General features: G+C 60.1%; 22 protein-coding genes. 6 read left to right on the top strand and 16 right to left on the bottom strand.

Going from position 1 to position 25,761, the window contains the following annotated elements; all coding sequences use genetic code 11:
• Positions 1 to 8 precede the first annotated feature (8 nt).
• The 7 genes from rpoZ to KJA79_RS16990 all read right to left on the bottom strand — a co-directional run bounded on the left by rpoZ (position 9) and on the right by KJA79_RS16990 (position 8,161).
• A complete protein-coding gene (gene rpoZ, locus KJA79_RS16960) occupies positions 9 to 371 on the bottom strand; it encodes a DNA-directed RNA polymerase subunit omega (protein ID WP_213043244.1) in 363 nt (120 codons plus the stop codon).
• Positions 364 to 1,080, bottom strand: a complete 717-nt coding sequence (gene gmk / locus KJA79_RS16965; protein ID WP_213043245.1) for a guanylate kinase — start codon at positions 1,078 to 1,080, stop codon at positions 364 to 366. The genes rpoZ and gmk overlap by 8 nt, the downstream gene beginning before the upstream one ends.
• 30 nt (positions 1,081 to 1,110) lie before the next feature.
• A complete protein-coding gene (locus KJA79_RS16970; RefSeq protein WP_213043246.1) occupies positions 1,111 to 1,989 on the bottom strand; it encodes a YicC/YloC family endoribonuclease in 879 nt (292 codons plus the stop codon).
• Entirely contained in the window at positions 1,986 to 2,657 is a 672-nt protein-coding gene (gene nth, locus KJA79_RS16975; RefSeq protein ID WP_213043247.1) for an endonuclease III, read from the bottom strand. The genes KJA79_RS16970 and nth overlap by 4 nt, the downstream gene beginning before the upstream one ends.
• 34 nt (positions 2,658 to 2,691) lie before the next feature.
• Positions 2,692 to 4,464 carry a GTPase HflX gene (gene hflX, locus KJA79_RS16980; RefSeq protein WP_246507749.1) on the bottom strand — a complete coding sequence of 591 codons (1,773 nt, stop codon included), beginning with the start codon at positions 4,462 to 4,464 and terminating at the stop codon, positions 2,692 to 2,694.
• Positions 4,413 to 5,501, bottom strand: coding sequence for a tRNA (adenosine(37)-N6)-threonylcarbamoyltransferase complex transferase subunit TsaD (gene tsaD / locus KJA79_RS16985; protein WP_246507751.1), 1,089 nt, complete (start codon positions 5,499 to 5,501; stop codon positions 4,413 to 4,415). Before tsaD ends, hflX begins: the two co-directional genes overlap by 52 nt.
• Positions 5,502 to 5,731: 230 nt before the next feature.
• Positions 5,732 to 8,161 carry an ATP-dependent Clp protease ATP-binding subunit gene (locus tag KJA79_RS16990; RefSeq protein WP_213043248.1) on the bottom strand — a complete coding sequence of 810 codons (2,430 nt, stop codon included), beginning with the start codon at positions 8,159 to 8,161 and terminating at the stop codon, positions 5,732 to 5,734.
• A gap of 299 nt (positions 8,162 to 8,460) precedes the next feature.
• Here KJA79_RS16990 and KJA79_RS16995 point away from each other — a divergent pair, with 299 nt between their 5' ends.
• Positions 8,461 to 9,321, top strand: coding sequence for an NAD(+)/NADH kinase (locus KJA79_RS16995; RefSeq protein ID WP_213043249.1), 861 nt, complete (start codon positions 8,461 to 8,463; stop codon positions 9,319 to 9,321).
• 16 nt (positions 9,322 to 9,337) lie between these two features.
• On the opposite strand, the gene KJA79_RS17000 is transcribed toward KJA79_RS16995, so the two are convergent.
• The 4 genes from KJA79_RS17000 to KJA79_RS17015 form a co-directional block, all read right to left on the bottom strand.
• Complete coding sequence (locus KJA79_RS17000; RefSeq protein WP_213043250.1) at positions 9,338 to 10,708, bottom strand: FAD-dependent oxidoreductase; 1,371 nt, start codon at positions 10,706 to 10,708, stop codon at positions 9,338 to 9,340.
• 180 nt (positions 10,709 to 10,888) lie between these two features.
• Positions 10,889 to 12,343 carry a class II fumarate hydratase gene (locus KJA79_RS17005; protein WP_213043251.1) on the bottom strand — a complete coding sequence of 485 codons (1,455 nt, stop codon included), beginning with the start codon at positions 12,341 to 12,343 and terminating at the stop codon, positions 10,889 to 10,891.
• 225 nt (positions 12,344 to 12,568) lie between these two features.
• The gene (locus tag KJA79_RS17010; RefSeq protein ID WP_213043252.1) at positions 12,569 to 13,024 is read right to left on the bottom strand and encodes an Hsp20/alpha crystallin family protein; all 456 of its coding nucleotides are present in this window, start codon (positions 13,022 to 13,024) and stop codon (positions 12,569 to 12,571) included.
• 290 nt (positions 13,025 to 13,314) lie between these two features.
• Positions 13,315 to 14,448, bottom strand: coding sequence for a citrate synthase (locus KJA79_RS17015; RefSeq protein WP_213043253.1), 1,134 nt, complete (start codon positions 14,446 to 14,448; stop codon positions 13,315 to 13,317).
• A gap of 474 nt (positions 14,449 to 14,922) precedes the next feature.
• On the opposite strand from KJA79_RS17015, the gene KJA79_RS17020 reads away from it, so the two are divergent.
• On the top strand, positions 14,923 to 15,306 hold the full coding sequence (locus tag KJA79_RS17020; protein WP_213043254.1) for a hypothetical protein: 384 nt from the start codon (positions 14,923 to 14,925) through the stop codon (positions 15,304 to 15,306).
• 61 nt (positions 15,307 to 15,367) lie between these two features.
• Here the strand turns inward: KJA79_RS17020 and KJA79_RS17025 are convergent, their stop codons facing one another.
• Positions 15,368 to 15,751 carry a hypothetical protein gene (locus KJA79_RS17025; RefSeq protein ID WP_213043255.1) on the bottom strand — a complete coding sequence of 128 codons (384 nt, stop codon included), beginning with the start codon at positions 15,749 to 15,751 and terminating at the stop codon, positions 15,368 to 15,370.
• 101 nt (positions 15,752 to 15,852) lie between these two features.
• On the opposite strand from KJA79_RS17025, the gene arsC reads away from it, so the two are divergent.
• Both arsC and KJA79_RS17035 read left to right on the top strand, forming a co-directional pair.
• Complete coding sequence (gene arsC / locus KJA79_RS17030) at positions 15,853 to 16,203, top strand: arsenate reductase (glutaredoxin) (protein WP_213043256.1); 351 nt, start codon at positions 15,853 to 15,855, stop codon at positions 16,201 to 16,203.
• Between the two features lie 65 nt (positions 16,204 to 16,268).
• Positions 16,269 to 16,508 (top strand): DUF6116 family protein, encoded by a 240-nt coding sequence (locus tag KJA79_RS17035; protein WP_213043257.1) that lies wholly within the window; start codon positions 16,269 to 16,271, stop codon positions 16,506 to 16,508.
• Positions 16,509 to 16,592: 84 nt separating this feature from the next.
• Here KJA79_RS17035 and rnd read toward each other — a convergent pair whose 3' ends face one another.
• The 4 genes from rnd to KJA79_RS17055 all read right to left on the bottom strand — a co-directional run bounded on the left by rnd (position 16,593) and on the right by KJA79_RS17055 (position 21,379).
• The gene (gene rnd, locus KJA79_RS17040) at positions 16,593 to 17,798 is read right to left on the bottom strand and encodes a ribonuclease D (RefSeq protein WP_213043258.1); all 1,206 of its coding nucleotides are present in this window, start codon (positions 17,796 to 17,798) and stop codon (positions 16,593 to 16,595) included.
• 3 nt (positions 17,799 to 17,801) lie between these two features.
• Positions 17,802 to 18,386: a J domain-containing protein gene (locus tag KJA79_RS17045; RefSeq protein WP_213043259.1), complete on the bottom strand. Its 585-nt coding sequence runs from the start codon at positions 18,384 to 18,386 to the stop codon at positions 17,802 to 17,804.
• A 140-nt stretch (positions 18,387 to 18,526) separates the two neighbouring features.
• Positions 18,527 to 19,786: a putative Na+/H+ antiporter gene (locus KJA79_RS17050; protein WP_213043260.1), complete on the bottom strand. Its 1,260-nt coding sequence runs from the start codon at positions 19,784 to 19,786 to the stop codon at positions 18,527 to 18,529.
• 150 nt (positions 19,787 to 19,936) lie between these two features.
• Complete coding sequence (locus KJA79_RS17055; RefSeq protein ID WP_213043261.1) at positions 19,937 to 21,379, bottom strand: NAD-dependent malic enzyme; 1,443 nt, start codon at positions 21,377 to 21,379, stop codon at positions 19,937 to 19,939.
• Positions 21,380 to 21,632: 253 nt separating this feature from the next.
• Between KJA79_RS17055 and KJA79_RS17060 the strand changes: the two genes are divergently transcribed.
• Together KJA79_RS17060 and KJA79_RS17065 are read left to right on the top strand one after the other, a co-directional pair.
• A complete protein-coding gene (locus KJA79_RS17060; RefSeq protein WP_213043262.1) occupies positions 21,633 to 21,857 on the top strand; it encodes a hypothetical protein in 225 nt (74 codons plus the stop codon).
• A 148-nt stretch (positions 21,858 to 22,005) separates the two neighbouring features.
• Positions 22,006 to 25,698, top strand: a complete 3,693-nt coding sequence (locus tag KJA79_RS17065; protein WP_213043263.1) for an aldo/keto reductase — start codon at positions 22,006 to 22,008, stop codon at positions 25,696 to 25,698.
• Positions 25,699 to 25,761 lie beyond the last annotated feature (63 nt).

Consider the following 25,761-nt stretch of genomic DNA (forward strand, 5'->3'; position numbering starts at 1 on the left):
AAGGAAGACTACTCCTCGCCCTCCGGGGCGGCAGCGGGCTTTGCGGTATCGTCGACGTAGACGCTCAGCTCTTTCTTGATTTCCTTCGCGTCTTCGCCGGTCATCATGGCGAGGCGCTCGGTTTCGCCTTCCTTCACGCGCTTGGATTCCTTGATCGCATCTCGGGCTTCCTTGCCGACCAGGAATTTCACCTTGTGGCGCAAGACTTCGTCGAGGGCAATGCTGGTCTCTTTGGTGAACTTGGACGAGGCGGTCATGCGTGCCCCCTGGACCAACTGCTTCGCCCGTTGCGCGGCAACGATCACCAAACGGTGTCGGGAATCGAATTCGTCGCTGGAGTATTCAGGCAATAACGTCAACATTTCACCCATGATTCGGCTGCTCCTTTGATGCGGGGGCCTGAGCGGCATTGCCAGACTTCCCCTCTTTGTCGAGAATAAATTTTTCTTCCAACCAGGTCATATTCAGGCGTTTGGTTTTGGTCCGTTCCGCCAGAAAAATGCTTTCCAGTTCCTTCAACGACTGCTTCAGGTCGTCATTCCGGACGATGTAGTAATACTCGCGGTAGCTCCACACTTCTTCTTTGGCCTTCTGCAGGCGGCGTTGAATCTCTTCCGGCGAGTCCCCGGCCCTATTCTGCAATCGTGTGCGCAAGGTATCAAACGAGGGCGGAAGAATGAAAATATAGACGCCGTCTTCAAACTTTTTCTTCACTGAGCGGGCACCCTGCACGTCGATTTCGAGGAGCACGTCGATGCCCTGCTCCATCTTTTCTGTCAATTCCTTACGCGGGGTGCCATACAAGTTACCGTAGACATGAGCCCATTCCACGAACTCGTTCCGATCGATCATCTGCCGGAATGCCGTCTCGTCCAGGAAATGATAATCCTTACCGTTTACCTCTCCCGGCCGCGGCTTCCGCGTGGTGTAGGATACCGAGTGCCAGAGACCAGGGACGTTAGCCGTGATCTGTTTGCACAGAGTTGTCTTTCCGCTTCCCGATGGTGCGGAAATGATGAAGAGTATGCCCCGTCGTACTTGTGCCGGTTTCTCGTTGGGTGGAACGGGCGCGGTGCTCATAGATTCATCGTGCCGTCGACAAGACCGGCGTTACTCCACATTTTGGACTTGTTCGCGCAATTTTTCCAGTTCGGCTTTCATGCGAACGACCAGCGCGGCAATGTCGGCGTCATTTGCTTTAGAGCCGATTGTATTCACTTCCCGTCCCATTTCCTGAAGCAGAAACTCCAAGGTCTTCCCCACGGACTCCTTGCTGTGGAGCGTCTGGTCGAACTGTAGCATATGTGACTCGAGTCTGACCAATTCTTCCGAGATGTCCGACCGGTCGGCATAGAGGGCGAGCTCCTGCTGGAGTCTCGCGGGGTCCGGGAGTTCGGTCTGGAGAAGGGCTTCAATCCGCCCCTTCATGCGACCAAATGCGTTGGCGGCCAGTTCCGGTGCTCGATCCGCCACAACGGATTTCGCGATGCGAATCGCGTCCAGATGCGCATGCAGGTCCTTCACCAGCGCATCCCCTTCTCGTCTACGCATCTTTTCCAGGTCCGTCAACGCGCCACCGAGGGCTCGCACGACCGTTTTGCCCAGATGTTCTGTGTCGACCGGTTCATCGGTGATCGAGACGATGTCCCGAAATCCGGCCAACAGGGAAATATCGACGGTGCCTTTCAGCCCCAAACCTTTTTGCAGTTTCTTGAGGGCGACATGATATTGCTTGGCGAGCGCCTGATCAATCTGGACGGTTTTCAGGCTCCCGCCGGCGGCATGAACGGAGACCGACACATCGACCCGACCTCGCAGGCAGCGTTGCTGGACGGTTTTTCGAATCTGGTCTTCCAACTGTGCGAGGGAACGAGGCACTCGCACCGCCACTTCCAGAAACCGGTGATTGACTGAACGGATCTCCACGGTGACGCTTGCGGTCTGCGACGTCACGTCTTTTTTCCCATACCCCGTCATGCTCCGGATCATCGTACGGTTTTCCCCTCCCAACGGCACTCTGAAGCGATCGCGCAGTCTCGGCATTTCGGTGCGCGCGCGAGGCACACGTATCGGCCGTGCAGAAGGAGCCGTTGTGATCCTTCCGTCCACTGGCGTGCAGGCAGCAACATTTGTAGGTCAGCTTCAACTTTGTCCGGATCAGTATGGCGAGTCAGGTGCAGGCGTCCGGAGACGCGTTTGACATGGGTATCAACCACCACAGCCGGCTTGTCGAACACATTGCCGAGGAGCACATTCGCTGTTTTTCGCCCGACTCCCGGCAGGGTCGTGAGGGCGTCCATCGTATCCGGCACCTCACCGTGAAATTGCTCGGTGACGACCTTCGCGCACTGCATCAGATTCTTGGCTTTTGTCTTGAAGAATCCGGTTGGGCGAATCAGGGCTTCCAGTTCTGCCGGGTCGGCCTCCGCATAATCGCGTGGGTGGTGATACCGGCGGAACAGATTCGGCGTGACCTGGTTGACACGCTGGTCCGTACATTGCGCCGACAGGATGGTGGCCACCAGCAGTTCCCAGGGGGTGCGGTGGTCCAATTCCACCTTCATAGCCGGTGCGGTGTCTCGTAACGTCGTGAGGATGCGCTGGAGGCGGCGGCGTTCCGCGGAGGCGGAAGATGTCGGTGTCACGACAGATTTCATGATGCGTTGCTGATGGGCACCAATTGTGCAGCGCTTAAGATCGAGATGCAAGTGCCAGGTCCTGTGGCGGTTGGTCCGGATGCTCCGCAGGCGCTGAGAAGGACGGCACCACAGGGAGGAGTGTCTCAAGGTGCGCGATCAACGGGCGTAAACTGTCCCGGTTCAAGGCCGAGATGCCGATGGCATGATAACGCGCACTCAGCGCGGTGACTTCCTGTGCGGCAAGCCGATCACACTTGTTGAGGACCATGACCCGTGGAATGGTATCCATGTTCAGCGACTGAAGGATGCTGTCGACCGCCTTGATCTGCTGATCAATATCGACTGCGGAGGCATCCACCACGTGGAGCAGCAGGTCGGCATCACGGAGTTCTTCCAGGGTCGTACGAAAGGCGCCAACCAAGTCTTTGGGCAGGTCCCGGATAAATCCCACGGTATCGGTGACGATGACTTCCCGGTCGTGCGGGAAGCGTAGGCGGCGACTGGTGGTGTCGAGTGTTTCAAAGAGCCGATCCTGTGCGGGGATCTCGCTGTGGGTCAGGGTGTTGAGCAGCGTGGATTTCCCGGCGTTCGTATATCCCACGATGGAAAGAATGGGGAGCCCCTGCCGGATACGCTTCGCTCGGCGCTGATCCTGATGGCGGGCGACATCCGCAATTTCCCGCTCCAGGTGCGCGATGCGATCGCGGATGCGGCGGCGATCGGTCTCCAGTTTGGTTTCGCCCGGCCCTCTGGATCCTATGCCTCCCCCAAGACGTGACAGCGAGGTACCGTGTCCAAGGAGCCTGGGGAGCAGGTAACGAAGCTGGGCCAACTCGACCTGTACCTTTCCTTCCCGCGTGTGAGCGCGGCGGGCAAAAATATCCAGAATGAGCTGGGTCCGATCGATGACTTTGATGTCCGTCACCTCGGAGATCGCTCTCGCCTGTGCGGGAGCAAGATCCTGGTCGAAAATGATCAGGTCGGCGCCCTTTTGGAGCGCGCGCATCACCATCTCCTTCAATTTCCCTTTGCCGAGCAAGTACCGTTCGTAGCCTTCCTGGGTGCGTTGAACGACACGGTCAAGGACGCGAACGCCGGCCGATTCGGCCAACTCGCTGAGCTCTTCCAGATGCTCTTCCTGCTCGGCGCGACTTCGGGGTGATGCGCTCACCAGAATCGCGGATTCCGTGCCGGCGGATACCGTATGGTGAGTAGCTGAACGCTGGAGGTCGCTTTCGAGCGTATGCAGGAACGTATCCAATTGGAGGTCGAGTTCGTGGAAGGGGACCGGTTTAAGCAGACGGCAGACCTCGCCCTCAGGGTTGGGCGGCAGCAGATGGGCCAGATGCAACAGACTGGGTTCCCCTTCCTGGGTGACACCGAGCACGCCGATCAAATCCAGCCGCAGCATCGCGAGGTGGGTGATGTCTTCCTGACTGAGCGGCTCTTCGTGCAGATGTGTCCGGATGAGTCGGAGTCCTCGGAGTGAGTGTGCGCCGACTCTGAATTTTGCCAATGATTCGATGGTGGGGGCGCACCCCGGCCCGACCAATACCTGTTCGATGACTCCGCGGCGCGTGATGAGCAGTCCGATGGGACGGCGCATGTCGCGTGAGAGCTGGCTCGCCGTGCGCGCCAGTTCGGTCGTGATCACGACCGAGGCCGGAATGCGCCGACGGTACAACCGCTCCAACGCCGCAAGGTGACTGGCTTTCAGGCCACTGATTTGTCCGTGAATGGTGGCGATGGTCAGACTCCCAAAGTACTTGAGTGTTACCGTCTTCGGCCAGTGGCTCCGCCAGGTGCGGCGGAAGGCAACACACAATCCGGCAGGGCTTCGCCGTCCAGCGCCGTGACCTGGCCGAGGAGCAGTGCCCGCTGCCCTGCGGCGGCGATCATCGCTGCATTGTCGGTGCAATAGGAGAGAGCCGGGAGTCCCAACTCTATCCCCTCTTGGGTGGCCCGCTCGGTCAATTTGGCCCGCAGCCGGGAATTCGCAGACACACCGCCGACGACCGCGAGTGCGGACACCCCTGCTCTCTCGACCGCTGCGAACGCCTGTCGCACGAGGACGTCCACGATGGCCTCCTGATAACAGGCTGCCAAGTCGGCCTGCTGCTCGGCGATCGCGTTCGGGGTCAGGGTTTGAAGGTGATAGAGCAAGGCGGTTTTCAATCCGCTGAAGCTGAAATCCAAGGCCCCGGTTCTCACACGAGAGCGCGGGAACCGCACCACTGTCGGGCGCCCCTTGCGGGCGGCAGCATCGATGAGTGGCCCACCGGGATAGCCCAGGCCCAGCATCTGCGCGCCTTTGTCGAAGGCCTCTCCGGCCGCGTCGTCGATCGTACGTCCCATGAGCCGAAAGCCACCCGACTCGTCCGCATGAAACAGATGGGTGTGGCCACCTGATGCGATCAACACCACGCAGTTTCGAGGAAACGCCGGGCGATCGATCCAGGCCGAAGCGATATGGCCCTCAAGGTGACTGACGCCGACCAACGGAATTCCCAGGGCGTACGCGATGGACTTCGCGTAACTCAGCCCGACCAAAAGGGCGCCGGCCAGGCCAGGCCCTTGCGTCACGGCGATGGCGGTGAGGTCCTGCCATCCGAGTCTCGCGTTGTCCAAGGCCCGGCGAGTGACATGATCCACATTTTGAATATGCGCGCGCGACGCCAATTCCGGCACGACCCCGCCGAATCGCTCATGCACCGCCTGTTGGGAGGAAATGATATTGGAGAGGACATGTCCGGTGCCATCGAGCACGGCCGCAGCGGTTTCATCGCAGGATGTTTCAATTCCCAGGATTGGGCCGAGGACGGTAGTGGCGCCGAAGGTGGTCATGCTACAGACAGGTGCCATACAGTTCGTGCGGTTGCCGACATGACCCTACGCAGGATGAGCAAGAACAGCGTTGAAGCCCAATAGCCATGGGTAGGAGCTGGGACGGGATGAGCCGAAATCTCATGAAGGACGGTTTGCGCTTCGAAAAAACGACAACCCCCGGATCCGATTGAGGACCGCGGGGGTTGCCGGTAGTACTACAGGATCTCAAGTACGCGTTGACCCTACCCTGACGGATGGCCGTCGAGCTACACGCCCGCCATGGCCTCCTGTTCGATAAACGCTGGTGCGCCGTCTCGCAGGACGACCTTAATCTTCCGGTTGTCCTTGAAACGGCCCTTGATGAGTTCTTCGGACAACGGATCACCGATGGCCCGCTGGATGATGCGGCGCATCGGGCGCGCGCCATACAGCGGTTCGTACCCTTCCTTGATGAGCCACTGCTTGACCTCGTCGTCCACGTCGATGCTGACGCTCTTGTCGATGAGGCGGAGATTCAACTCCCGCAGCAGAATATCCAGGATGTGAATCAGGTGATCCTTCTCCAACGGGTGGAAGACCACGATTTCGTCGATCCGGTTCAGGAATTCCGGACTGAAGGACCGGCGAAGCTCGCCCATCACTTCATCCTTCCTGCGTCCTTCCTGTCCGCTCTTTTCATCATTCTGGAATCCGAGCGAGACACCCTTCTGGATCAGCTTGGTTCCGATGTTGGACGTCATGATGACGACCGTGTTCTTGAAATCGACTTTCCTACCCAGGCTGTCCGTGAGCACGCCGTCATCCAGGACTTGGAGAAGCACGTTGAACACGTCCGGATGCGCTTTTTCGATTTCGTCGAACAGAACCACGGAGTATGGGCGGCGGCGAACCTTTTCGGTCAGCTGCCCGCCTTCTTCATAACCCACGTATCCGGGGGGTGCTCCGAAGAGACGCGAGCTGGTGAACTTTTCTTGGTATTCCGACATGTCGATGCGAATCAGCGCATCTTCACTGTTAAAGAGGAATTCGGCCAACGTGCGGGCCAACTCCGTTTTCCCGACACCGGTCGGGCCGAGGAAAATAAACGACCCGATGGGCTTTTTCGCTTCCTTGAGGCCGGCCCGGGATCGACGAATCGCGCGGGCGACTGCCGAAATGGCCTCATTCTGCCCGATGACCCGCTTGTGGAGGAATTCCTCCATGCGGAGTAATTTGTTGGACTCTTCCTCTTCCAACTTAAAGAGAGGAATGCCGGTCATTTTTGACACGACATAGGCGACTTCTTCCTTGCCGATCGTCGGCTTGTGCTTTTCCTGATTCTTTTTCCATTCACGTTTGGACTCGTCGAGCAGTTTTCTCAAGCGTTCTTCTTCTTCCCGATGGCGCACGGCTTCTTCGAAGTTCTGCATCGAGATGGCCAGTTCTTTTTCACGCGAGATCTTCTTGAGTTCCTGCTCCAGCGCCTTGAGTTCAGTCGGCAGCGCATAGGTTTGTAACTTGGCGCGCGAACCGGTTTCATCGATCAGATCGATGGCCTTATCCGGCAGGAATCGATCAGTGATATAGCGATCCGCCAACTTGACCGCTTCGACGATGGCGTCTTCGGTGATCTCTACGCCATGGTGCTCTTCATATCGGTCGCGCAGGCCCTGGATGATACGGACGGTCTCATCCGTGCTCGGCGGTTGCACATGAATCGGTTGAAAACGCCGTTTGAGTGCGCCGTCCTTCTCAATGTGCTTGCGGTATTCGTCCAGCGTCGTAGCCCCGATGCACTGAATTTCACCGCGCGACAGCGCCGGCTTGAGCATGTTGGAGGCGTCGATCGAGCCTTCAGCTGCGCCTGCGCCGACCAGCGTGTGCAATTCATCGATGAAGATAATGATGTTGCCCGCCTGCACGATCTCCTTCATCACCACCTTCAACCGCTCTTCGAACTGGCCGCGGTACTTGGTGCCGGCGACGAGGGAGCCCAGATCGAGCGCAATCACCCGACGGGAGAGGAGATTGTCGGGAACCTCCGACGCAATGATCCGCTGCGCGAGGCCTTCGACGATGGCGGTCTTGCCAACGCCGGATTCGCCGATCAGTACGGGATTGTTCTTGGAGCGGCGGCTGAGGATCTGCAGGACGCGTTCGATTTCATCCGCCCGTCCGATGACGGGATCCAATTGCCCCTCTTGGGCCAACTGGGTCAGGTCACGCCCGAATTCATCCAGTGCGGGGGTGTTGCTCTTGCGGTCTCGTTCCCGCGGGGCCGACTTTCTGAGGAAGGTGACCGTCAGCTGCCTGGCGGTGAGCAGGTTGGCGCCAAGACTCCTCAGAATCTTTCCGCCGATGCCTTCCTCTTCACGCAGGAGGCCGAGCAAGAGATGCTCACTGCCGATATGGTTGTGACCGAGTAACCGGGCTTCTTCCACTCCGTACTCGATGACTTTCTTCACCCGCGGGCTGAATGGAATTTCGCCGAAGGTCATCGTTGTCCCGCCGCCCGGTAGATTTCGCTCGATCTCGAGACGGATCTGTTCCGTGGAGAGGCCCATTTTCTTGAGGATCATCAGCGCAATCCCATCCGTCTCGCGAAGGATGGCCAACACCAGGTGCTCGGTGCCCAGGTAATCGTTCTGATGGCGCTCGGCTTCTTCACGTGCCAGGATGATGATCTTGCGACCCTTGTCCGTGAACCGTTCGAACATCCCGCCTCCTTATGGTGATGGGGTCTGTATGAGAAGCCTTAGCTGAGTGATGTGATGCAGATTGACGACTCACACACTCGTCATGATGTGATTCTAACTACCGCAATATGGGGTGTCAAGGTATTGAGCGAATCGCGGAAGGCGCGCTACGACTGTCGAATCGCACGCGCCTGTGCACGCGCACGTGATCGTGAAACCGGCGTCATCACGGTGCTCGTGTTTGACAGTCAAAGAATCATCTCGATACAATCCCGCACCTTTCAACCGGCTCCGCACCTCAGCGTCTCGCGGTCTCACGTATGAAAAGTAAAAGTATCGGCATCCTGACGAAACCAAAATTTCCGGAAGTCAAGGCGACCGTCCAGGCTGTGGTCAGCTGGCTGCGTTCCCGGAACATCGACGTGCTATTGGATACGACCGCAACCGCCCTGCTCGGGGAACCGGGCGGGTTTCAAAAAACCCAACTGGCCAGCAAAGCCGATGTGCTTCTGGTGTTGGGCGGAGACGGGACCATGTTGAATGCGGCGCGGCTGGCCGGCGAGCGTGGAATTCCGATTCTCGGGGTGAACATGGGCGGACTCGGCTTCCTGACGGAAGTGCGCTTGGAGAATTTGTATCCGTCGCTTGAGCGGGTCTTTGCGAATGATTTCGTGCTCGACGAGCGGTTGATGCTGAAAACCCATGTCCATCGACATGGAGAAACGGTGGCGCGCGGGGTCATGCTGAACGATGTGGTCGTCAGCAAGGGCACCCTTGCTCGAATGATCGAACTGAAGATTGCCATCCAAGGGCAGTTCGTCACGAATTTACGCGGTGACGGGTTGATCGTGAGTACGCCGACAGGTTCTACCGCCTATTCGCTCTCCGCGGGCGGACCCATCATCAATCCAGCTGTCCCGTCCTTGATTCTGACGCCGGTCTGTCCTCACACCCTGACGCATCGCCCCTTGATCGTGCCGGCCACAGCCCAGATTGAAGTGATGTTGACCAGCAGGGACGACGGCGCCATGGCGACGCTGGACGGCCAGGTTGGCGTGGCATTAACACAGGGAGATACGGTCGAGATTCACGCCTCCGAGCATTTGACCAGGCTCATTCGCTTTCCGGAAAGCAGCTATTACGAAGTGTTGCGGGAGAAGCTGAAGTGGGGCGACGGGTGACGAACCGGCGGGCGCGCTAGGCGCGCCCGCGTTCGATATGGGCCAACATGTCTGCGTTCGACGCGAACTTGAATTCTCCGATGGCATCCGGTGAACCGGCATGAGCCTTCTCGACGGCATCCAAGACTTTCAGACCGTCGAGGTCAACCGGCCTGCTCTTCCGTTCCTTCAGCAAGCCCTGTAGCTTTGCCAGCACTTCCCCTGCTCCGGGGCGTGGCTGTCCGGCCTTGGTCCCCAAGTAGCGCGCAATCACTTCCGCGCACCAGTCTCCATCCCGCTTAGCGATCCCGACGAGACCTTCGCTCGCCTTTCGCGCCCATCCGGCGAGAAACACGCCGTCGACCACCTGACCGGACTTCTCATCATACGCTTGGAACAGGGCATCGTCCGGATCGTTGCCGGTCTTGGTAGGATTCGTGACATAGACGCCGTTCTTGTAGGGCAGCCCCACTGTGTCATCGACCCGATCACCGACGGCAAAGACCACGCTATCCACGGGGAATTCGTAGTACTGTTTGAGGCCGACTGCGGCCGTATCGTCGCCTTTCGGTTCCAGTTTGTTTTCTTCCATCTCCAACGCCCGCACGCGGTTGTTGCTGTCGACCAGCACCCGTTTGGGTGAAGCGAGAAAACGGAAGCCCATTTTCGAGGGGCTGTCGGTCTGCTCACATTTGGTGAACTCTGCCGTCAGGCTCGCCAGCACCTCGTCTGCGTTTTGACCGACGGCGGCGAGTCGCTCCTTGATACGTGCAAATTCCTTAGCGATGCCTTCCTGATCCATGTTTGAGCAGACGGCCCTGATTTCTTTTGGATTGTACTTGCGTTCGACGGGGCCGCGGCGGGCGATCGCCGTGACGCGTTCGACTTTCTTGTACCGAATCAACCAGTGGGCGATATCGACCATCACATCGCCGACTCCGATGATAGCCACGTGTTTGCCCATGTCGAACGGACGGTCGCCGAATCCAGGCAGGCGATTAAAGTGGTAGACGACGTCTTTTGCATGGAACACACCTTTGGCAGAATCGCCTTCGACACCGATGGCTTTCGTGCCTTGCGCTCCGATTGAGAAGGCGATTGCGCTGGCGCCCAATGCCCGCAAGTCCTCCACGGAGAGGTCTTTCCCCTGACCGACGGAGACGTTGCCGAAGTAGTGCACGTTGGGTTGTTCGAGCATGTCCCAATATTGCTTCTTCAATCCGCCACGTAGTTTGAGTTTGCTGGGGAAAATCCCATATTCCGCCAACCCGCCAAACTTGATGTCGCGATTGAGGATGATGACCTCATGACCCGCATCCGCCATGTTCTTGGCCAGGGCCATTCCGGCGGGGCCTGCGCCCACGACGATTACCACATGTCCGCTTGTCTCGGAACCGGTTGCGCTCATTATCTACCCTTCAATGTATATCTAGAATGAATCGTGATGATCTTCGACCATCCGATGGCCAAAGAACCCAAAATTTTTGGCACGTTAGCATAGGGGTTGTCGGGCTGTCAAAAGCGGAGAGGGCTTCCGACAGCCCGGCACCGACTCGTGTCGCTGCCATTGTGACGGCACATTAGGTTTCTATCCGCCGGCGCTGCCGACCGGCCCGCCGGCCTGGGTCATCCTCCAGGGGTCGAGGAGTTGAGAGAGTCGTTTCTCCGGCAACACGTTCTGCTCGCGGGCCACTTCGCGCACGGTCTTTCCGGACTTGTACGCATCCTTGGCCAGCTTTGCGGCTGCCTCGTACCCGATGACCGGAGCGAGGGCGGTGCACATCGCCAGGCTTTCCTCGATCAGGCTTTTGCAGCGTGCTTCGTTCGCCTTGATGCCCGAGATGCACTTCACGGCGAAGTTCGTCGAGGCGGTCGCGAGGAGCTCGATGGACTGCAGTAGGTTGTAGGCCATGACCGGCAACATGACGATCAATTCGAAGTTGGCGGCCTGGCCGCCGACCGTGATCGTGACGTCGTTGCCGATGACCTGTGCACAGACCATGGTGACGGATTCCGCAATGACCGGATTGACCTTTCCCGGCATGATGGACGATCCGGGTTGGGTCTCAGGCAGGTTGATTTCGCCCAGTCCGCAGCGGGGGCCCGAGCCCAGCCAGCGAATATCGTTGGCGATCTTCATCAGGCTCACGGCCAGGGTGCGTAACTCCCCGCTCGCTTCCACCAGGGAGTCCTGTGCCGATTGCCCTTCGAAATGGTTGACCGCCTCCTTAAAGCTGCAACCGGTTTCCTTGGAAATGATGGCCATGACCTTGGCGGCGAATTTCGGATGACAGTTCAGGCCGGTGCCGACTGCGGTCCCGCCGAGTGCGACTTCGCTCAGGGCAGCCTGGGCCCGTTTCATCCGCGCGATTCCCAGTTCGATCTGTCTGGCATAGCCTCCGAATTCCTGGCCCAGTCGAACCGGCGTGGCATCCTGTAAATGGGTGCGTCCGATTTTGACGATCTTGTCGAACTCGCGGGCCTTGCCTTTGAGCGCCTTATGGAGCTCGGTCAAGGCCGGGATCAGTTGCCGCTGGATGGTTTCGGACGCTGCGATGTGGATCGCCGTGGGAATGACGTCGTTGCTCGATTGCCCCAGGTTGACATGGTCGTTCGGGTGGACCAGCTTGCTGCCTCTGGCCCCGCCGAGCAATTCCGTCGCCCGGTTGGAGATCACTTCGTTCGTGTTCATGTTCGTGGATGTGCCTGAACCGGTTTGGAAAATGTCCACCGGGAATTCCGCATCGAGCCGCCCATCGACGACCTCGGTGGCGGCACGCACGATGGCGTCGGCCGGCTTTTTGTCGAGCAGTTTGAGCGAGTGGTTCACCGATGCAGCGGCGCGTTTGATCAGGCCCATGGCCCGGATCATGGATCGTGGAATACGCAGCGAGCTGATCGGGAAATTTTCAATCGCGCGGGCGGTTTGCACGCCGTAATAGGCATTGGATGGAACCGGCAGCTCCCCCATCGTGTCGCGCTCCATGCGCGTGGCGGTCGTCAGGGATGTGGTGCGGTCGGACGGGCGTGAAGCGTTCTTCATCGTCGAATCTCCTCGAATGGCTGGCGGTTAACGTGCAGGAACGGCGCATATTAAACGCTCCCCCTGCGGAAGCACAAGCATCAGCTGTGTCCCTAGGCGGCTCTAGCTGTGACGTCGTCGCGGGGTCCGGCGGATCACGGGTGAGGATATGGGTGTGGGAGTGGTCAATCAAAAAGAAAAGGCCCGCGCATGCGCGGGCCTTGCTTCAGAACCCCTGTCGGGCGATCAGGCGACTTTGACCTCGATCTGCTTGGGCTTCGCTTTTTCCGATTTCGGCAGATGCAGATGCAGGATGCCGTCGGCATATTCCGCCTTCACCTTGCTCTCATCGACCGTATCCGGCAGCGTGAAGGTTCGGACGAACCGGCCATAAGACCGCTCGATCCGATGGTACTTCTTGCCTTTCTCTTCCTTCTCCTGCTTGCGCTCTCCTTGGATGGTGAGCACCCCGTCTTCGACGGTCACCTTCACGTCTTCCCGTTTCACCTCGGGAAGCTCTGCCTTGATGGCATATTCAGCTTCGGTCTCGCTGATATCCACGGTCGGGGTCCAATCAGCCACTGTCATGACTTCCTTCCCCTGCCCGACGTTGCCGGCGGATGAGGGATGCGCAATCATGCGGTTTAAACGGTCGGACATGTCCTGCAACTCTCGAAACGGATCCCATCGTACGATCGCCATGGAGAAACCTCCTTGTGTGTGTGGATTGTCGATAGTGCGCTTGCGACATCCTACTTACTAGTTTGGAGGTAATCTCCTGTCTGCTGAAGTCAAGAGCGTCCAGCAGAGGAGAATGTTCCGCGCCGGGCCTTGACATTAGGGTGCCCGTCATTATTTAGTAGCCCCCTTCATACAGGGAGGTGATCGCCATGTTGGAATTCATATCCTACGCGTTGCTCGGCGGCATCATGTTCGTGACGTCCGTGGTGGTCTGGTGGTTCATTGGCCGCACCGAGTAGCCCACCATCGGCCTACCGCCGGTCGATCGGCACATAATGCCGGTCGTGTTCGCCGGAGTAGATTTGGTCAGGCCGGTACAGCTTGTTCTCCCGCAACTGCTCCAACCAATGCGCCAGCCACCCGCTGACCCGCGCCATCGCGAACAGCGGGGTAAACAGATCCACCTCGATGCCCATCTTGTCGTAGATAATGCCTGAGTAGAAGTCGACGTTGGGGTAGATGCCCTTCTCCTTCAGCCGCTCCCCTGCCAGTTGCTCCACCGCCACCGCCACTTCGTAGAGCGGAGAGGTCCCGCAGACATTGAACAGCCGCATGCAGAGATCCTGCAGGACCGTCGCGCGCGGATCTTTTACCTTGTAGACCCGATGCCCGAACCCCATCAATTTGTTCTTGCCTTGGAGCCGAGCCTCGACCGCCGACTTGGCCTGGGCCGGCGTGCCGATGTCCCGCAACATCATGACCACTTCTTCGTTGGCGCCGCCGTGCAGTGGCCCTTTCAAGGCGCCGATCGACGACGCCACCACGGTGTACGGGTCAGCCAGCGTCGAGGCCGTGACCATGCCGGCAAAAGTCGACGCGTTCATCGTGTGTTCCGCGTGGAGGATCAAACAGTCGTCGAAGACCTCGCTCCACAGCGGATGGGGCATGTTCTCCGTCAGCATGTAGAGAAAGTTCTCGGCAAACGGCAGGTCGTCCCGCGGGGGAATGTATTCGTCCCCGCGTCGCAGTCTGGCCCAGGCGGCCACGATGGTCGGCAGTTTGGCGATTAGGCGTACGGCCGACCAGTAGTTGTTCTCGACATCTTTGACATTGCGACCGGGGTAAAACATGCCGAGCGCCGCGACAGCCGCCTGCAAGGCATCCATGGGATGGCCGTGTTCAGGCATCACCTTCAGCAGGTCCACAATACGAAACTTGATCCGGCGATGGTGCGTGACATCGTTGACCCACTGTGTCAGCTCGCTGGCGTTCGGCAGTCGGCCGAACAGTAACAAGTAGCTGGTTTCGAGGAACGATGAGTGCTGGCACAGTTCCTCGACGCGAATGCCACGGTATTCAAGGATTCCTCGCGTCCCGTCCACATCGCTGATGGCGGATTTGGCAGCGGGAACGCCGGCAAGGCCCGGCATAAAATCGTGCGGCATAGACTCACTCTCCTCTCTCAATAGAACAGGTGACGGGCTCTGAGCGATGCGGTAGACGGTTTGACGGAGTCCGCATCCGTCCGGCTTGATGATGGAAGCCGACCCGCTTCAGCTTACCATGATCGAGCCGATCGACCCAGCGGTCACCTTGAATTGATGGCACTCGCTTGGCATACTACCGCGAAACGATCGTGACGTTCGAATGAGGGGCGAGACGTGACGCGGTTGGCGCGCAACCTGGTGGGACTCGGGCTTCTGGGCGCCGGTGCGGCGGCATTGTGGTTAAGCAGCGGTGAACGGCCGGCCGAACAAGCAGGGTCGACCGTTTCACCGGGCTCACAGCGGGTCGGACGCAGCACGCTGAGTCACGGAGGTCCCGCGGCCGGTTCCTTGTCCGAGCCGTCTGGGCGTCTTCCGCCCTCCGGGCGAGATATTCGGTCCGATACCCACTCCGACGCCACAACGAGGTGAGGCATGAGCCGGTCGTACTGGCTGCCGTTGGTGCTGTTGACGATGATGAGTGCGGTCGTTCCTGTGTGGGGCGAGGACGAACAGATATTTTTTGCCGTCGTCAGTGCCGTGCCGAAAGATAAGATGCGCATTTCCGCGAAGGTGTTGGCGGAGGGAGCGGTCTCGGATCTGAAGCTCATTCCTGGGGATGCGGTCGCCGGGAATCCGGTCTGGCGGACGTTGGAAGTCTGTCACGCGTTGAAGCTCGAGGGGGCGAAGATCGCAGAAGGGCTGAAGGTGTTCTCCGCCCGGGTGCTCGATGCCAGCATGCTGCCGATGGCGCTGCAGGGATATGCGGGCGATTGCCTGATCAAGAAGGCCGTCGAGATTGCCCCGCTGGTAGATTGAATGAAATGGGGTTGAGTTGTAAGTGATGAGTCATCACTTACAACTCACCACTGAGCACTCATCACTTCTGTGAGGCGCATTCGGGACAGACGGTCGGCTCTTCCTCCGCATCACATTCCTCGGCGGTGAGCGGGAATAATTGCTCACACACCCGGCAGGTGCGGATTTCGAAGTAGGCCACGCCCTTCTCGTCGATTTCGGTGGGCAGCAGCAATTCCAGCGGATCGTATCCCAGGCGGGCGTCGTCCTCGAAGCGAATCACGGCCAACCGGTCGTTGAAGACCTCGAAGGTGGCTTCCGAGCCCTTTCGTTCCAACCGGTGTCCGACCACAAAGACCGGCTGGCCTTTGCGTTTGGTTCGCAGGTCTTTCAAGGTGCGCTGCGTGGCGGTGGCACAAGAAAACTTGCCGGTCTGGTCGCTGGTGTCGGTTCCGAAGATTGGCATGGGTAATGACGAGTGTTTCGAGGTTAATGGCCTGCGTCCATGTAACACAGGTGAAAAATTAGCGTCAAGGGAACCTGGAAGGAAGGAGCGAGAAGCAGCGTATGGCGGAGATCACGATTTATCAGAAACCCACCTGTTCAACCTGCCGTGAAGCGGTGCGCTTGGTGCGCGAGAGCGGGCAACCGTTCACCGCGATCAACTATTACGAGAAGCCGTTTACCAAGAGTCAGCTCAAGGCGCTGTTGAAAAAGGCCGGTCTCTCCGCACGCGAGGTCCTGCGGACGAAGGAAGATCTCTACAAGTCGTTGAAGCTCTCCGACCCCGCTTTGAGCGAGGACCAACTCTTGGATCAGATGATCGCTCACCCGGATCTGATTCAGCGGCCGATCGTGGAAAAGGGTGACAAGGCGATGTTGGCGCGCCCGGCCGATACGATCAGCGAACTCTTATAAGCGGATTCCAGGCAGTCCGTCTGATGGTCGGGTGCGATGTCGGCGTGGGAAGAGTGAGGGTTCAGATGTTTGCCTATGGTTCAACTGACCGTGTGTCGTTCCTGGGGCGGCTGCTTCAACGTCTCAATCTGCGGTTTCCGTCGCTCTTTCTGTTGTTCGCGCTCCTGACCGTGGCTGACTTCATCGTGCCCGACGTGATTCCCCTGGCCGATGAAATCGGGCTCGCGCTCCTCACGTTGCTCTTCGGCATGTGGAAAGAGCGCCGCATCCTTCGTTCCCCTGCGTCCGGTCGTGTCGGCCGTTGATGGGTACGTGGGAGCTTGGTGGCCGTTGTTGTAGGAACCGGTGAAGCGCGGGGCGGCTGGGGCGTGAGGTTTCGATTGGAACGGCTACGATCGATCGAGATGCCCGAAGCGCAGTTTGCCGACCGCCGGGTCGATCCACACCTTGAGATCTCCGGACAAGACATGCAAGAGCGTTTCCCCTACCAACTGACGTCGCCATCCACGCAACACCGGAATATCCGGTTCCTCCAGCGGTGAGGCGCGTTCGACAAGAGCTTGTAGATCGCCGGAGGTGGCGATCATGGTCGGCGCGATGTTTTCCACCGCCGCGCGCGACTTGAGCACGGCCTGCAGCAGTTCCAGTATGCCCGTGGATTCCGGGTCCGGCTTGCGATCACGCGGTACGTCCGGCCATTCGGACTCGGGGCGCGCCAGCGCCTGCTGCATGGTAGCCAGCAACGCTTGCCCGTTGCGTTCGACCTCCGAAGAATACATGCCTCGCATGCTGCGGAGTTGCTCCAGCGTCCGTGGGGTTTGACGCGCCAATTGAACCAGCACCTCATCGCGCATCACGCGTCCCCGGGGCACGTTGCGGCGTCGCGCCTCGCCTTCACGCCAGGCGGCGAGGTCGCGGAGGACTCCGGCGGCGCGCGGTTTGAGACTATCCCATCCCCGAATCCGTTGATACCGCTCTTGCGGGTCGCGCGCCTGTGCGCCCAGCGAGACCTCCAAACGGGAAAATTCTTCGTCCACCCACTCGAGCCGACCCATGACGGACAATTTCTGGCGCAGGTGCCGGTGAATGGGCAGCAGAAACGTCACGTCGTCCAGCGCGTAGACCAACTGCTCCTGACTCAGCGGGCGCTGACTCCAGTTCGTAAACGTATGCGCCTTGTCGAGCTTGACGCCCTGCACCCGCTGCACCAAGTTGGCATAGGCGGTCTGCGCACCATAGCCGACCATGGCGGCGGCGATCTGGGTGTCGAAGAACGGTTTCGGGAGTCGGCCCGCATGGTGCGCGAACAGCTCAAGGTCCTGCCGCCCGGCATGCAGGACTTTTTCGATCCGGGCTTCGCAGACGAGTTCCCAGAACCGAGCCATCGGCGCCCCGGCCTGAACGGCGGGAAAATCGATGACCGCCGCGACGCCCTCTGCTGCGACTTGAATCAGTTCCAGTCGCGGAATGAAATGGTCCTCTCCCATGAATTCGGTGTCGATCGCGATCACGCGGCTTTCCGCCAGGCGGTCGCAGAGGGCGTCGAGCATGTCGTCGGAGGTGATGAAGGATTGGTCCGGTTGTAATGTGGCCATGGGTTACTCGGTGGGACGATAGTCGCCGCGGGAAATGGGCGGTTCGGTGTTGCTCAGGCTGAGGTACTCTTTGAGAAATTGATAGGCTTCGAGAATGCGTCGGAGTTCGGGTTCGGAGCTCCGGTCGCCGTTGCGGGCATCGGGGTGGAGTTCCTTGGCGCGTTGCCGGAACGCGGTGGTGACGTCGGTCAGCGGGGTGCCGAACTCCAGCCCCAGCAGCTGGTAGGCGTCGTAGGCGTTGTTGACCTCGCCGCTCGTACCGGCGGGACTGCCGTCTCCTCCGGCGGTCTTCAAAAAGTCGGCCAGGTTGATCTTGCGACGACGGCGACGGGGGCGTTCCCGTATCTCGCTGTCCAGTTCATCCCAGCGGTCTTCGACGAATTCCAAACGCGACTCCAAGCGCGAGGCGCCGGAGACATCCCTCACCCGGTCCAATTCGTCTTCGATTTGCCCCAAGGACCGTTCCACTTCTTCAAGCGCCGGTTCGATGCGAAAGTAGCTGTCCACCCGCTCCTGCATCATGAAATCGACCGCAAATTCCATGCTGTCCACATTCTTGGCGCGCAGCATGCCGATCCGTCGTCGCATGCCTCGTTGATATTTAAACAGGCGATTGGTTGAGAAGGCCACAGGTCCTCGTCCGGCGAGACCTCGCGGGCGTGGGGCAAGGTCGTCCGCATCTTAGCACAACGATTTCCGGATGGTTAAGGGGCGAGGGCGGGAGAATCTCACAGGAGTAAAAAGGCGGCGGCCGCGACGATGGTCGGCGGCAGAGCTGCCAGGGCCAGTTTGGCAGGACTCACGCTTTCTTCTTCAAAATGGTTCCGGAGCAGCGCCAGACCGGCCGGGTTCGGCGCGTTGGCAATGACCGTCAAGCCTCCACCGGTGACTGCGCCTGCGACCAGCGCATACTTAAAGGCATCGGAGAGGCCATCGACCAAGGAGCCCAGATAGGTCAACGCGGCGTTGTCGGTAAAGGCGGTCAAGAACGTCGTGCCGAAGAACACGGCGTGCTCGCTTAATTGCGAGAGGATCGGTTGTAGCCACCATTGTTGTTGTCCGCCCAGCACTTCCAGCCCGGCCAGAAAAAACGCCACAAGCAGCCCCTCGCGGAGGAGCAGCCGGTTTTGATACCGCTCATAGGCATGGGCGAAGCCGAGGAAAAAGAGGAAGAGGCCCATGAAGATGGCCGGATGGTGAGCGAACACGACGACCCCGGCCAGCATGAACAGATGAATCGCCACCAAGGGGAAGGGTGTGGGGGCCCCGTCGCTCTGGCGCTCTTCGCTCGGGAGCGCGGCCAACTCTCGTCGAAACAACACCGTCAACACGACGGCGTTCACGAAGACGGCAATCGCCGCCTTCCATCCGAAGGTGGAGGCCATGAAGGTCATATCCCACTGCCAGGTCGCCGCGACCATGAGGATGGGGGGCGCGGCAAACGGGGTCAGGGTACCGCCGATCGACACGTTGACGAACAAGACGCCCAACGTGGCGTATTGCAAATTCGACGAAAGGCCATGGCGAAAAAACCGATCGCGGAGGATCAGCGCAGCCAGGGTCATGGCCGCGGCCTCGGTCAGCAGCGACCCCATCAGCGGAACGACCGCCATCACCGTGACATAGAACGCCACGTTCGACGGAAGGGGCAACAAGCGGCTGAGCACCTGCGTCGATCGCCGCGCCGTTTGCAGGATCGGACGGGATCCCGCGATGACCATGATGGCAAACACGAACATCGGCTCGATAAACGGATAGGCGTCGATATACCGCAACGCAGCGGTCGCGCCATCGGTGATGAACATCGCCGCCATGAGGACCGCCGCCCAAAAACCAAAGACGACTTCGACCTCACCCAGGAGATGCCACAACCCTGCATGGGCCGGACGCCGATGGGCCAGGTGTTGGAAGAAGGAGGTGGCAAAGGTATGCGTGATCGCCGTGGCGAATAGGATGGTTCCGATCACTTGGATGGTCGTCGGCGTCACGTCGCGTTCCTGATTGAGATCACCGCACCGGGGGGCTGTCGTGGAACGGACGCACCGGCTTGGGGCAATGACTGCTGCTCGTACTCTACCTGGATTACTCGGCTGACGCCAATGAGGAAGAACAAATACGGCGAATGTGTAAACGGCAGGTCAGCGCGCGTCGTCGTCGATTTTGATGCGGCGCCGGGCGACCCCGGAGGCACGGGCGGCGGCAGCCACGGCTTTGGCCACGCGCGGCACCACCTCGCGGTCGAAGACGCTCGGGATAATGTAGTCCTCAGAGAGGGCATCCGCCGGCACACAGTCGGCGATGGCCTGAGCGGCCGCGAGTTTCATCGGTTCGTTGATCTCGTCGGCCTGGACATCCAGTGCGCCTCGGAAAATGCCGGGAAACGACAGGGCGTTGTTGATTTGATTCGGGAAGTCCGAGCGGCCGGTGGCGAAAATGCGCGAGGCCTCGTCCCCGACTTTCGGATCGATCTCCGGATCGGGATTGGCCATGGCAAAGACGATGCGATCCTGGTTCATGCGCTCCACATCGTCTCTCGTCAGGACGTTCCCCACCGAGAGGCCGATGAACACGTCGGCGCCCTTCAATGCGTCGTGGACCGCGCCGCGGGGCCGATCGCGGCGAATACAGGCTTGTAGATCGGTACGGCAGGCCCGAAGCTCCTCCGCCTCCCCCATCAAGACAATGCCTTCTTTGTCGCAGCCGACCAGGTGGCAGGCCCCGGCAGCGAGGAGAATGCGACAGCACGCGGTGCCTGCCGCGCCCAGGCCGTTGACGACGATGCGGACCTCCTCCATCCGTTTGCCGACGACGGTGAGCGCGTTGGTCAGCGCCGCGAGCAGGACCACGGCAGTGCCGTGCTGGTCGTCGTGCATCACGGGAATATCGAGTGATTGTTTCAAGGCGCGTTCGATCTCAAAACAGCGCGGGGCACTGATGTCTTCGAGATTGATGCCGCCGAAGCCCGGCGCGATGCCGCAGACGACACGGACGATTTCTTCGGGGTCCTGGGTGCCGAGACAGATCGGCCAGGCATCGATCCCGGCCAATTCTTTGAAGAGCATGACCTTGCCTTCCATCACCGGCAACGCAGCCGCAGGGCCGAGGTTGCCCAGTCCCAAGACGGCGGAGCCGTCCGTGACGACGGCCACACTGTTGCTCTTGCTGGTAAACGCGTAGGCCTTCGAGGGGTCTTTCGCGATCGCCTTGCAGACGCGCCCGACACCGGGGGTGTAAATCATCGACAGCACATTCCGCGTCGTGACCGGGACCTTGCTCTGCACTTTGATTTTGCCCCCCAGGTGCAGGAGAAAAATCCGATCGGAGGCGGAGAGCACGTTCACCTCCGGCAACGCTTCCAGCCGTTCGAGGACCCGCTCCCCGTGCGCTTCATTCTGCACGTCGAAGGTGATGTCTCTGATCATGCGTTCGGCGTTGGCCGAGACGATGTCCACCGCGCCGAGATTGGCCCCCTCCTCGGCGAGCAGGGCAGCCACTTTGGCGAAGATTCCCGGTTTGTTGAGGAGGGCGAGGCGGACGGTGAGACGATAATTCGAGTAGGGACCGATGTCGTCCGTGGTCATGCTCGTTGACCCGATGAGGTGCGGCGCTTGTGAAGAGTGTACCACAGCCGGGCCGAGGAACAGGACCGGGGATAGATCGGCGTTGCGAGCGCTTCTCCCTGCCCGGCCCCGCGAGGCCAAGCCATGAACCGGACATTTCTACAGTGGCTGGACAGGCCCAAAGACGTGCATTGACTTTTTCCGACAGGTTGGCTACCCTCGCCCCGCCCTTGTGGTGGGCACTTAATTCTCAACTTTCAAGGAGGGGGTTCCCATGAAGCGTGCACTGTTTGCATTCGTAGCGGCGGCCATTCTCGTTGCGTTCACCGCTCCGTCATTCGCGGGCGATGATAAGAAGAAGGACGAGAAGAAGGGCGGCCACTTCTCCCAGACGGTCTTCGGTGACGACAAGAAGAAGGACGAAAAGAAGGGTGGTCACCTCTCCCAGACCGTGTTCGGCGACGATAAGAAGAAGGAAGAGAAGAAGGGCGGCCACTGAGCCCCGCTTTCTGATTCTTTCGCATTCTACAATTGGCCCGCGACTCCGGATGCCGGCGCGGGCCAATTTTTTTTGCCCGCAGCTCCCCGCGCCAATCCTCTGCTCCGCTTCATTGACCCATTCCGTCGGTGCGTGATACGGTTCGCGCATGACCGATCACACGACGTCTCGCGCCCCCAATCGTCTCATTCACGAAACCAGTCCCTATCTCCTCCAGCATGCGTACAACCCGGTGGAGTGGTATCCCTGGGGACCGGAGGCCCTGGCGCAGGCGGCGACACTCAACCGGCCCATCCTCCTCTCCATCGGCTACTCCTCCTGCCACTGGTGCCATGTCATGGAGCGGGAATCGTTTGAGAACGAGGCGACGGCGGCGCTCATGAACCGTCATTTCGTCTGCATCAAGGTCGACCGTGAGGAACGGCCGGACCTGGACGAAATCTACATGCAGGCGACGCTGGCGTTGAACCGGAATCAGGGCGGATGGCCCATGACCGTGTTCCTGACGCCCGATCAAACCCCCTTTTTCGCAGGCACCTACTTTCCTCCGTCGGACCGGTATGGCCGACCGGGGTTCCCGACCCTCCTGAAGAAACTCGCCGAATACTGGGAGAAGGATCGCGACGGTGTGGTGGCACAGGCCGCGAATCTGACCGCGCGGTTGCGGGACGGCATCACGGCGCCCTCCCCGACGACGGTCGGCGAAGCCGAGCTCGATCTTGCCGTGACTCAGTTTGCCGAAGATTTTGATGCCACACTCGGCGGCTTCGGCGGCGCACCGAAATTTCCGCCGGCGACGGGCCTCTCGCTGCTGCTCCGTTGTTATCACCGCACGAAAGATCCTCATACGCTCACCATGGTGCGGACCACGCTCGACGCGATGGCGGCCGGCGGGATTTACGATCACATCGGCGGCGGCTTTGCCCGGTATTCCACCGATGACCGTTGGCTGGTGCCGCATTTCGAAAAGATGCTCTACGACAACGCGCTGCTGGCGCATGTCTATGTCGAGGCCTACCAGGTCACGGGACACGAGCACTATCGCCGGGTGGCCTGCGAGACGCTCGACTACATTCTCAAGGAAATGACCTCGTCCGAAGGGGGCTTCTATTCCGCCACCGACGCCGATTCCGAAGGGGTCGAAGGAAAGTTTTTCGTGTGGACGCCGGACGACGTGCGAGCCGTCCTCCAGGACGACGAGGCGGCGCGCCGGGTCTGCGCTTACTATGACGTCTCCGCTGCCGGCAATTGGGAACACACGAATGTGCTCCATACCGCACACAGCCTGGAGACGGTCGCGAAGGACCTGGGATTGTCCGCTGATGAACTGCGGCAGACGATCGAGCAGGCCAAACCGAAACTCTATGCCGCGCGCGGGCGCCGCACCCCTCCCGGGCTCGATGACAAGGTCATCACGGCCTGGAACGGCATGATGATCAGGGCCATGGCGGAAGCAGGCCGAGTATTCGACGTGGCACGATATCGCGAGGCGGCGCAACGGGCCTGCGATTTCTTGTTGACCAGGCTCTCCAAGCCGGACGGCCGACTCCTGCGGACCTACCGCGCGGGCACCGCCCACCTGGACGCCTACCTCGAAGACTACGCCTATTTTGCCGAAGGCCTGATCGAGACCTACGAAGCAGGCGGCCAGGAGCGGTACCTGCTTGCGGCGGTCCGCCTGGCCGAGTACATCCTCGCCGACTTCGCCGACGAGCAACAGGGAGGTTTCTTCACCACGGCAATCGGGCATGAAGCGTTGATTCTGCGCAGCCGTGAAGGACCGGATGGCGCCACCCCGAGCGGGAATGCCGTCGCCGCCTCCGTGCTGGCGCGCCTGTCCTTTCATTTCGCGCGGGAGGACTTTCGTCAAGCTGCCGCAGCCGCCGTTCGGGCCTACGGCCGACAGATCGCGCGGTATCCCCGAGCGTTCGCCAAAAGCCTGATCGTCGTGGATTTACTCACCAACGGCCCCGCGGAGATCGCCGTCGTGGGGGCGGCCGATGCGGCGGGCACCCAGGTCTTGCGCGCCGCCGTGAATCGGATCTACGTCCCCAATCGTGTGCTGGCCCATCAGGTCATCCCGGATGCTCCGGCCGCGCATCCCTTGCTGCAGGGCAAAACCCTGGTCGACGGTCAGCCGGCATTGTATGTCTGCCGGAACTTCTCCTGCCGTCGGCCGATCACCGATCCGGCGGAACTTCCTGCGTTGCTCGATCCTCAGCAACAAGTCGCTGCGGCGACCTCAGCCCAGAAGGTCTTGAGTGGTTCGTTGCAACCAGGACATGCCACGGCCCAGGGCACCGCAACCTATGCCGCGCGACACATCCATGCGGCATCCGGCCCCGGCTCCTTGGCCCATGGATTCGGCCCGTTCGGTGCGACGGGCCTGACGGTCAGCCGGCTGGGGTTCGGCACCTATCGTGTGGGCCTGCGCGAAGCGGAACAGCGTGAAGCGCTGATCAAGGCGATTCGTTCTGGCTGCAATCTGATCGACACGTCCACGAACTACATGGATGGAGAGAGTGAGCAACTGGTCGGATCGGTCTTGCAGGGGTTGATCCGCGCCGGAGACCTCGCCCGGGAAGCAGTGGTTGTGGTGTCGAAGATCGGCTACGTCCAGGGGCAGAATCTGACGCAGGCGCAGGCGCGGGAGAAATCCGGAAAGCCCTATCCCGAGATGGTGAAATACGGCGACGACATCTGGCATTGCATCCATCCGGACTTTCTTGCCGATCAACTGACATTGTCGCTGGATCGGTTGGGGCTGGCCACGCTGGATGTCTGCCTGCTGCACAATCCGGAATACTTTCTCTCCCATGCCGCAAAGCTCGGCGGGAATGAATCGCGTCCGCTGCCTGAACTCCGTGTCGAATTCTATCGGCGGTTGCAGCGGGCGTTCGAGTATCTCGAAGGGCAAGTCCAAGCCGGTCGCCTGCGTGGCTACGGCGTCTCCTCGAATACCTCCACCGCGGGAGCGGACGAGCCAGGCGCGACATCGCTGTCCCGCATGATCGATGCGGCGACCCTGGCTGCACACAAGGCCGGCATCTCGTCGCATCATTTCACCGTCCTGCAGTGTCCGATGAATCTCTACGAATCCGGCGCGGCGCTGGTCGCCAACACCGGCCCCGGCAACGGCAGAACATTGCTGGAGGAAGCGATGCGGGCAGGCATTGCCGTCTTGGTGAATCGCCCCTTGAACGCGATGCCGGCTCAGCGCGGCGGAGTCGTCCGGTTGGCCGATGTGTCGGTGCCGGCAGTAGAAGCAACCTTCGACGAACAGCGCCAGAAAGTTGCGACGCTTGAAGAGGAGTATCGTACGCGTCTCGCGCCGGCGGTGGCGCACAGTGGACAGGGCATGGTACCGAGTGACTTCTTTCGATGGGCCGATGAACTGAACCGGATCCGGACGCAGATCCAGGGACTGGAGCATTGGGAACAGATCGAACAGCACATGATCGCGCCGCACGTGAACCAAGTGCTGCGGGCGCTGGCGGAGGCGTTCACCGGCACCGTGGCGGAGCAATGGGAATCCTGGCGGGATCGCTATGTGCCCGAACTGCTCGCGCTCTTGAGAAGTCTGCAACGGGAAGCGGCGGAGCGCAGCCGTCTGCGCACCGAGGACTTGCATCGCACCCTCAATCCCCTGCTTCCGGAGGCGCGGCGCGCGGCGACCTTGTCGCAAAAATGCTTGTGGGTGCTACGCAGTACTGCCGGTGTGACCTCGGTGCTTGTCGGCATGCGTTCACCGGCCTACGTAGACGATGCCCTCCAGATGCTGCGATGGGACGCCTTGTCGCATCCGCAGCCTGTGTATGAGACCTGCGCCGGAAAGAAGTAACTTGCCTCGTTTGCGCGATTTGATTATTCTGTGCCTCATTCAATCCACGAACTCACTTCTGCG

The sequence above is a fragment of the Nitrospira defluvii genome, from assembly GCF_905220995.1.
Classification (GTDB): domain Bacteria; phylum Nitrospirota; class Nitrospiria; order Nitrospirales; family Nitrospiraceae; genus Nitrospira_A; species Nitrospira_A defluvii_C.